Raw genomic sequence first — 8518 nt, 5'->3', positions numbered from 1 at the left:
AAATCCTCCGCCAGAGTATCTATTGGGTTTGAGTCCTCAAGCAGTTCCCTCCTGTAGGCGCTGAAGGCTCCACTTGGTATGAGCATCCAACCTGTGTTTGCTCGAAGATGCTTGTTGTAGGCAAACCCGAGGAGATACTCTACCGTCTGCTGTCGCCCCAAGAATCCCCTTGATTCGGTTGGGATTAAAAAGCCACAGACAGCTCCAACGTTATCGTCCTGAAATTCGGAGGACAGGTATCTCAGGGCTCCTTTCTGGGGATAGGTATCGGCGTCAATGGTTATCACGATATCCCCCTTCGCGTTTTTTATTCCTTCATATATAGCCCCGCCCCGCCGGAGGTTTTTCTTGTTTCGTATGAGTCTCACAGGATATCTTGATGCTATTTCAGCAGTTTTATCGGTGCTGCCATCGTCAACGACTATAACCTCAAGTTTGTCCTTTGGGTAGTCATTTTCAAGTATGCACTCAATTGCCCGGCCTATTCCCCTTTCCTCGTTATAGGCCGGAACTACAACGGAAACCGTGGGAAGTTCATCATCTCCCGGTAATGGAGGGCGGTTTGTATCCGGGGGTTCAAAAACATAAACAAAAAAGAGAGTTAGGTTAAGGCTCATGAAAAAAGCCATACCCATTGTATAAAACTCAACCCACAGGAAGTGCCGGGAAAAGGGCAACCCAATAAGATTGAGCGTTCTCACTGCAATGAGGTTTATGAAATGGGCCGAGAGCACGCCCAATAGCAAACACGTTAGGTAGAATCGCTTTTTCTCTGTTTCCATCGTTCAACCACCCCGATCCAGAGAAGCCATGTCCACAATCCAATGGCTATGAGGGCTCCGCCAATTGATATCCAAAGGGCGTTCCAAACGTTGATGAGATAGCTGATCAGCGCACTCACAAGGAACGTTAAAATCACCCCTGAAATAAACCTGAATGTAAGGGGTCCCAATACGAGCGTAGTCAACGCCAGAATGAAAGAGGGGATTACACACGCGCAATCAAACAAATGGTTGCAGAGGGCGAGAAGTGATGAAGCCACGACAAGTGACAGGACAAAGCGCATTGAAGCGTGGCGAATCATCTTATTCTACCCCCACTCCCAATATCTGGAAAATATTTCATTTATAAATATTTCGTAGACTGCCCCAAATCTCTGAAGAGGATTAAAATCAAAACCCCGCTGAGCTAAAATTCCTCGGCAAAGAGCCTCTCGTGCTCCTGCTTTATGCAGCGGTGAGCGGCCGCGATTAATCCGGCTTCTTTGGCCTTCCTAAAGGCCTCCTCGCTGAACGTCCCGAACTGGAACCAGACGATCTTCGCGCCCTTCTTTATCGCCTGCTCCACGTAGTCCATCGTGAACTCTGGGCGAACGAAGAGGTCAACGATTTCAACCTCGTCCGGGATATCGAGGGCGCTGGGATAGCACTTCCTCCCGAGGATTTCGCCATAGCGCGGGTTCACCGGGTAGACCTCGTAGCCCTTCTCAAGGAGGTAACGCATCACCTGGTTCGAGTCGCGTTCCGGCTTTGGAGATGCGCCAACGAGGGCTATCTTCCTGTACTTCGTCAGGATTTCCCTGATTTCCTCATCGCTGAGCCCATCAACGGGGGTTGTCCTCACCATTCTACCACCCGGGGAGAATGGAAGTCAACCCTTAAATCTCTACCGAGTTATCTCTCGTTAGCTCCCGGCATTCCACGAGAGCCGTAGTCCCCCTAACGCCCGCGATTAAGACTTTATCCCCTTTACTGGCTTTTCCGTTCAGGCAGAGGGCACGCCAGAGCTCGCCCTCAACCTTGACGATGCCTTCAGGATCGAGGTCTTCAAGGACAACCGCGGTCTTCCCTATTAGACTCTCGGGGCCGACCTCAGGCTTTCTCTCAAGGCCTCCCCTGAGAACGTAGGGTGCAACCGCGATGTCTTTGGCAAGAAGAACTACAAGTAAGAGCAGAACTGCCCAGAGGGGAACTCTAAGGCCGAGCTGGGGGAAGAGCAGGAGGAAGAGAGCTATTGCCAGAACCTCATCCGCCAGCAGGGCGAGGAGCTTAAGTGCCCCCACCGAGCCACCTCCAGTAAGGGTTGAGCTCTATGATGCTCCACCACTTCCTCAGCTCTTCTCTGGCATCGCGGTAGTCGGGGTAAAAGCTCCCAACAAAATCCCAGAAGGCCTTTGAATGCTCCTGAAACTTCAGGTGGGCCAGCTCGTGGACCACGACGTACTCCCTCAGCTCCGGCGGAACGGAAACGAGGCGAACGTTGAAATTGAGGTTGCCCCTTGAAGAGCAACTCCCCCACCTGCTCCTCTGGTGCCTGATGAAGACCTTTTTGGGAGAAACGCCCATTCTCTGAGAATAATCACCGAGGAGCGCGAGTATCTTTGGCCTGAGATAGGCTTTAAGCTCAGCTAGGGTCTCGTCTGGATAGGCCGAGAAGACGACAGTCCTGAACCTCTCGTGAACCTTCGCTCTCCTCCCCCTGATGACCTGATAGAATTCCCCGTCTATGGGAAAGCCCTTTTCTGCCACTTCCCTTAGCCCGTCTATCTCGCCGAGCTTGGCCTCAAGCCAGCCCCTGTGGCGCTCGACGAAAGAGCCAACGTCATAACCTTTCGGGGCGGTAACGATAACCTTTCCGTCGGGCCTAACCTCAATGCGCGCGTATTTCACGGGCCTCCGGCGGACTTCGATGTCCATCCCATCACCTTTTAAGGAGTTTTGAGAATTTGGCCTTATGAACGTTAGGGTCATCGGGAAGAAGGCCAAGGGGCTCTACGCCCGCTCACGAATTCCCGGCGTTGACTGGAGCGTGAACCACTACGTTGGCTGTGCCTTCGCCTGCAGATACTGCTACGCGAAGTTCATCGCAAGGTGGAAGAACTACGGTGAGTGGGGAAGATGGGTGGAGGTGAAGATCAACGCACCCGAGCTGGCCAGAAAGCACGTTGAGGGAAAGGTCGTTATGTCCACCGTTAGCGACCCCTATCAGCCAATAGAGGCCCAGATGAAGCTCACGCGGCGGGTTCTTCAATACATGGACAAGAGGAACGAGCTCTCAATTCTCACAAGGTCGCCACTGGTTACGCGCGATGTTGACCTCTTTAAGCTCTTCCGTTCGATAGAGATTGGCATTACCATAAACGGCTTCATCGGGAAGGAAAAGGAGCTTTTTGAACCCCTGACCCCGGTTCACAGGGCGAGGGTGAGCGCGCTAAAAGAGCTCCACGATGAAGGATTAAAGACCTACGCCTTCGTCAGCCCGATAATCCCGGGGATAAGCGACGTTGGGGCAATGGTCGAGGAGACAAAAAGTTTCGCCGATTATTACTTCTTCGAGGTTCTCAACCTCCGCGCCTCAGGGAAGAACTTCCAGAGGCTTCTCCGCGATGAATACCCGGAGGGCTACGCCGTTCTTACCGACGAGGAAAAATTCCGGAAGTTCCTGAGGGAGCTGAGGGAGGAGATAAAAAGGCTTGGGGTGAAGGCTGAGGGAATAGAGACCCACCAGAGGGGCTGGGAGTTCGTTAAACTTCAGTCACCAGAAGGGGGAGAGCAGGGAACCGCCGTAAACGAGCCAGAGCAGGAAAGCCGTTGAGAAGGGGACCGTGAACTCATCGTAGGCCGATTGCAGGGGAAGGCTTTCGAGGAGCGTCGCCGTAAAGGCCGTGCCGGCGATTATCGTCCAAGAGGGGTCCAGGGAAAGAACCTTGTACGAACCCCAGAGGGCCAGAAGGGAAACCAAAAACATCGTCGAGCTCCCGGCGAGGGTCTTCCGCCCGTTCCATGGGATTTTGGGCCCTCCGACGGTCTGGCCAACTATCGCGTTGAAGCAGTCGCCGAAGGTGGAAACCCAGAGGGCCGAGAGGGCCATGAACTTGGGAAAGACCGTGCAGACGATTCCCATCGTGACCCAGAAGAGGAAGCTCCCGAGGAAGTTGTCCCCCTCGTCCTCCCTCGCCATCGTTCTGTAACTTAGATCCGCTATGGGAACCGTAAAGGCCCAGCCTCGGCGGAGCTTGAGGTGCTGGAGGGTGTAGGGAAGGGCCAGCGACCAGACGACGATGAGTGTTACCCACTTCGGCGTGAAAAGTATTATGGGCGCCCCGAGGATTCCCGGCAGAACATGCCAGAGCTTTCTGACGAGCTCCCGCCTTGGAACCGTCTCCATGATTTCACCGTTATAACTGGGCAAAGCTCATATTTATGGCTTCCTGATGGCCTTCCGGGCTCGGTCTCGGGTGAACAACCATGGCCAATCACATTTTTAAAACCCGTCCCTCACTTTACCTTAGGGGAGGGAATTAGGTGAGGCTAATGGCGATAGTCGTGAGGTCCAACCCGAACATGCCCGAGGAGATTGCCGGACTCTTCAGGAAACAGCACTACGAACTCGTTGGGAGGCACAGCGGGGTAAAGCTCTGCCACTGGTTGAAGGAGAGCCTTACCAAGGGCCGCTTCTGCTACAAGCAGAAGTTCTACGGCATAGCGAGCCACCGCTGCCTTCAGATGACGCCGGTTTTGGCTTGGTGCACCCACAACTGCATATTCTGCTGGCGCCCGATGGAGAGCTTCTTAGGAACGGAACTGCCCCAGCCCTGGGACGATCCGGCTTTCATCGTCGAGGAGAGCATAAAAGCCCAGAGGAAGCTTTTAGTTGGCTACAAGGGCAACCCGAAGGTTCCGAAGGAGAAGTTCGAGGAGGCGTGGAACCCGAGGCACGCGGCGATAAGCCTCTCGGGCGAGCCCATGCTCTACCCCTACATGGGCGACCTCGTTGAGGAGTTCCACAGGCACGGTTTCACAACATTCATAGTCACAAACGGAACCGTTCCCGAGAGGCTTGAGGAGATGATGAGGGAGGACAAGCTCCCGACCCAGCTCTACGTATCGCTCACGGCTCCGGACATAGAGACCTACAACAGGGTAAACGTCCCGATGATACCCGATGGCTGGGACAGGATAAAGGAGACGCTCAGGCTGATGAGAGAAGCGCAGATGAGGACGGTGATAAGGCTGACCCTCGTTAAGGGTGAGAACATGCACAATCCGAGGGGCTACGCTGAACTGATAAAGCTCGCCAACCCGATGTTCGTCGAGGCAAAGGCCTACATGTTCGTGGGCTTCTCGAGGCAGAGGCTGACCATCAACAACATGCCCAGGCACGAGGAGATAAAAGCCTTTGCAGAGGAGCTGGTGAAGCATCTCCCGGGCTATCACATCGAGGACGAGTACGAGCCCAGCAGGGTCGTCCTCATAATGCGCGACGACGTTGACCCGATGGGAAGGGGACTGAAAGGAAGGTTCGTTCCGAAGCTGACCTAAGAAAACTTTATTTATTCTCCCTCCCATTACCCTCTTAGGGGTGCCAACAATGGGAAAGGGTCTTAAACTCACCGGCGTTATCCTCGTAACCCTGTTCATCATCACACCGTTTGCCGTCGCCGTTCCGGTGAACGATGGCTCCGCGGCATTCTTGAGAAAGTTCGGCGACAGCGATGGGAGGATAGACCACATAAGCCTCTCGATAGTGGCCCTCTCGGAGGCAAACGGAAAGGTTAGGGACGACCTGACGCCGAGGATTAGGGAGTTCACGAGAGAGCTGCTCTCATACCAGAACCCCGATGGCGGCTGGGGCTACTTCCCGGGGAGCGTCAGCAACATAATGGACACCGCCTACGCCCTGATAGCGCTCAAAAGGGCCCTGCCCTTCTTCGAGGGCACGGCGGACTACTTCAAGGTTGAGGAGGCGAGGGAGAGGGGGATAGCCTTCCTGACCTCGTCTGCCACGGCGGACGGCTGGGGTTACGTGCCCGAAACCGTGCCGATGTTCTACCCAACGGTGCTCTCCCTCTGGGCGCTCGGGGAGAATGGCCTCAGGAACTACTCCTCCATCATCGGGAGGCTCGGCGACCTGCCTAAGCACATCGACGGGGAGAGCGCCTTAGCCCTCAAGCTGATAGCCATGCACGCGCTCAACGTAACCCCCTCCAAGGAGGAGATGGAAGAGCTGGTGAGCGATCTGAAGTCCCCCAACCTGAGCGTGGAGCAGAGGGCGATCCTGACCTACGCGCTTACGCTGTACTCCCAGCCCACCTTCGAGGTCGTCGCCCAGTTCGCGAAGCTGGATGAGATGAAGCACGTCGGTGGCAGTATGGTCTTCTGGGCGGACACGCCCAAGTACCCGATCTCGATAACGGACACCGTAACCCCAACGGCTTACGCCCTCCTCGCGGTTTCCAGGCTCGTGCCCCCCATACACCGGAGGAACATAAACACCGCCCCCTGCAGTGAGATAATCTCGGCCCAGAACCCCGATGGCGGCTGGGGAATCTTCAGGGGAGGGCCCTCAAATGAGAAGGCCACCTATTACGCGCTCCTGGCCGTAGAGTCATGCTACCCGGCCCCCGCGGTCGTTGAAAGGGGGGTGAACTGGACGAAGTCCAGGCTCCCAATGGACGAGAAGGAGGCCATCTCGACTGGGAGGCTGACGGTGGCTTACTACTACGCCCTTAAAACCCTGCTCCACTTCAATGCCCTCTCGCGTGACGAGGTGGAGCACGCGGTCTCGGTTGTGCGCTCCCTTGAGCTTGAGAGGGGAAGATGGGGTGTAAAGGGCCTCGGTCCACAGCCAGCGGAGACCGCGATGGCAGTTGACCTGCTCCTCTCCTTAGGTGTTCCCAAAACCGATCCGGACGTTCAGGCCGCCAAGGATTGGCTGCTCTCAATAAGCTCAACCGGTTGGGGCCTCTACGCTGAGGGGAAGCTCTACGGCTACATGCTCGACATGAACGTGCTCGACACCCTGACCGTCCTCTGGGCCCTCAAACCGATAGCGAGCGGGAGCCAGCTCGAACCCCACATCTCGTGGCTGATAGACCAGAGGGTTGACGGCGGCTGGCCCTACATGAGGGAGTACAAGGGGATGGACGATAAAGTCCACGTGGGAAAGCCGAGGCTTGACCTGACGGTCTCCGCAACCCTGCTCCTCCTCGACTTCGGTAAGGACTACACCGACGAAACCCTTTCCCTCGTCCAGAAGATGCTCCCTGAAGTCGTTAACGATACGATAGAGCTCTCCTCTGCGGTCATCTATCTTCAGAAGCTCAGGAGGATGCCCTCTGCGGATCTCTCTGACGTCAGGGCGGCGATGGAGAGCAGGTTCTTCACGGTGGCCTACGGGGCCGGAAAGCTCGACGATGCAACGGCGATCCTGAACTACCTCAGGAGGGACTTCGGCTTCCACTTTGACGTCCAGCCTCTCGGGAACCTCACCTCGGGAAACTACGTTGTTTTAGCCGGCTTCACTGAGGTAAACGTGAGCAGGTACAACCGCTACATAACTGTGGGTCTGAGAGGGGTCTCCGTGAGGGTCAACAACTCCACCTATCCCGCCGGCAGTACCGTGCTCCTCATCCCTGGAAGGACATCCAGGGGTTTTGTGCTCTTCGTCCTCTACAGCGGGGCATCTGACGTGGCGAGGCTTATCTTTAAGATAGGGTACGTGAAGTACATGCAGGGCAAGGCCGTTGCGGTAACCTTCACCGATCTCAACGGCGATGGAAAAGTACAGCTCGACGAGGTCAGGGCGCGGACAATAGGCTGAGGGGGAGATGTCGTGAGGGCTATAATAATCGGGGTCGGGCAGTGCGGGACGAAGATAGCCGACCTCTTTTCCCTCGTTGATTTTGAGGCAATCGCCGTGAACACCTCGCGGGGTGATCTCGACTACCTGAAGCACATCCCGGCCGAGAGGAGGATACTCATAGGCGAGAGCCTGACAGGCGGCAAGGGGGTGAACGCAAACCCCGTGCTCGGCAGGGAAGCGATGAAAAGGGATCTTCCCCTCGTCATGAGGAAGGTCTCCTCGATGGTCGGCTACGAGGACGTTGACATCTTTTTCCTGACCTTCGGCTTCGGCGGCGGAACAGGGGCTGGTGGAACGCCGGTCTTAGCCGCCGCGCTTAAGGAGGAGTACCCGGAGGCGCTGGTCGTGGCCGTTGGGGCCCTGCCGCTGAAGGAGGAGGGCATAAGGCCCACAATCAACGCGGCCATAACGATAGACAAGCTCTCCAAGGTCGCCGATTCTATAATAGCCATAGACAACAACAAGCTGAAGGAGAGCGATGAGGACATAGCGAGAGCCTATGAGAAGATAAACTACACGATAGTCGAGAGGATAGGCTCACTGCTCGCCCTCATAGACATCCCCGGGGAGCAGACTCTCGATGCAAGCGACCTGAAGTTCGTTCTGAAGGCCTTTGGGAGCTTTGCGACGGTCGGATACGCGAAGGCGAGGGCAGACCAGGTCAGGAGCCTCTCAAGGCTCATAGAGCGGTCGTTCGAGAGCGAGGGCCTTTACCTTGAGGCGAAGGTTGAGTCAGCCCTCTACGGCCTCGTTGCGATCCACGGGCCGCCGGAGGTTCTGAAGGCCAAGGAGATATTCGAGGCCCTCGACGAGCTAACCGGCAGGATAAAGGGTAAGCAGATATTCAGGGGGTTCTATCCGGATTCGAGAACCC

Annotated in this window: 9 protein-coding genes; 4 read left to right on the top strand and 5 right to left on the bottom strand. The window is 55.9% G+C overall.

Annotated features, from left to right (window positions below):
- From MVB78_RS00575 to MVB78_RS00560, 4 genes are all read right to left on the bottom strand, one after another.
- The coding region (locus MVB78_RS00575; RefSeq protein ID WP_297486678.1) for a glycosyltransferase family 2 protein at window positions 1-782 on the bottom strand (782 nt) is incomplete at its 3' end.
- A gap of 406 nt (window positions 783-1188) precedes the next feature.
- Window positions 1189-1626, bottom strand: a complete 438-nt coding sequence (locus MVB78_RS00570) for a CoA-binding protein (protein WP_297486676.1) — start codon at window positions 1624-1626, stop codon at window positions 1189-1191.
- A 31-nt stretch (window positions 1627-1657) separates the two neighbouring features.
- On the bottom strand, window positions 1658-2062 hold the full coding sequence (locus MVB78_RS00565) for an NfeD family protein (protein ID WP_297486673.1): 405 nt from the start codon (window positions 2060-2062) through the stop codon (window positions 1658-1660).
- Complete coding sequence (locus MVB78_RS00560) at window positions 2049-2696, bottom strand: M48 family metallopeptidase (protein ID WP_297486671.1); 648 nt, start codon at window positions 2694-2696, stop codon at window positions 2049-2051. The genes MVB78_RS00565 and MVB78_RS00560 overlap by 14 nt, the downstream gene beginning before the upstream one ends.
- A 37-nt stretch (window positions 2697-2733) precedes the next feature.
- On the opposite strand from MVB78_RS00560, the gene MVB78_RS00555 reads away from it, so the two are divergent.
- Window positions 2734-3594 carry a radical SAM protein gene (locus MVB78_RS00555; RefSeq protein WP_297486668.1) on the top strand — a complete coding sequence of 287 codons (861 nt, stop codon included), beginning with the start codon at window positions 2734-2736 and terminating at the stop codon, window positions 3592-3594.
- On the opposite strand, the gene MVB78_RS00550 is transcribed toward MVB78_RS00555, so the two are convergent.
- The gene (locus MVB78_RS00550) at window positions 3535-4167 is read right to left on the bottom strand and encodes a phosphatidate cytidylyltransferase (RefSeq protein WP_297486665.1); all 633 of its coding nucleotides are present in this window, start codon (window positions 4165-4167) and stop codon (window positions 3535-3537) included. The two genes, MVB78_RS00555 and MVB78_RS00550, sit on opposite strands and share 60 nt — an antisense overlap.
- A gap of 146 nt (window positions 4168-4313) precedes the next feature.
- On the opposite strand from MVB78_RS00550, the gene twy1 reads away from it, so the two are divergent.
- From twy1 to MVB78_RS00535, 3 genes are all read left to right on the top strand, one after another.
- On the top strand, window positions 4314-5321 hold the full coding sequence (gene twy1 / locus MVB78_RS00545; protein ID WP_297486681.1) for a 4-demethylwyosine synthase TYW1: 1008 nt from the start codon (window positions 4314-4316) through the stop codon (window positions 5319-5321).
- A gap of 49 nt (window positions 5322-5370) precedes the next feature.
- Window positions 5371-7602, top strand: a complete 2232-nt coding sequence (locus MVB78_RS00540; protein ID WP_297486662.1) for a prenyltransferase/squalene oxidase repeat-containing protein — start codon at window positions 5371-5373, stop codon at window positions 7600-7602.
- Window positions 7603-7614: 12 nt separating this feature from the next.
- A partial coding sequence (locus MVB78_RS00535) for a cell division protein FtsZ (RefSeq protein ID WP_297486661.1) occupies window positions 7615-8518 on the top strand: 904 nt, incomplete at its 3' end.

It is taken from the genome of Thermococcus sp. (assembly GCF_026991495.1).
Lineage (GTDB): Archaea > Methanobacteriota_B > Thermococci > Thermococcales > Thermococcaceae > Thermococcus.
This window is presented reverse-complemented; position numbering and strand designations above follow the sequence as displayed.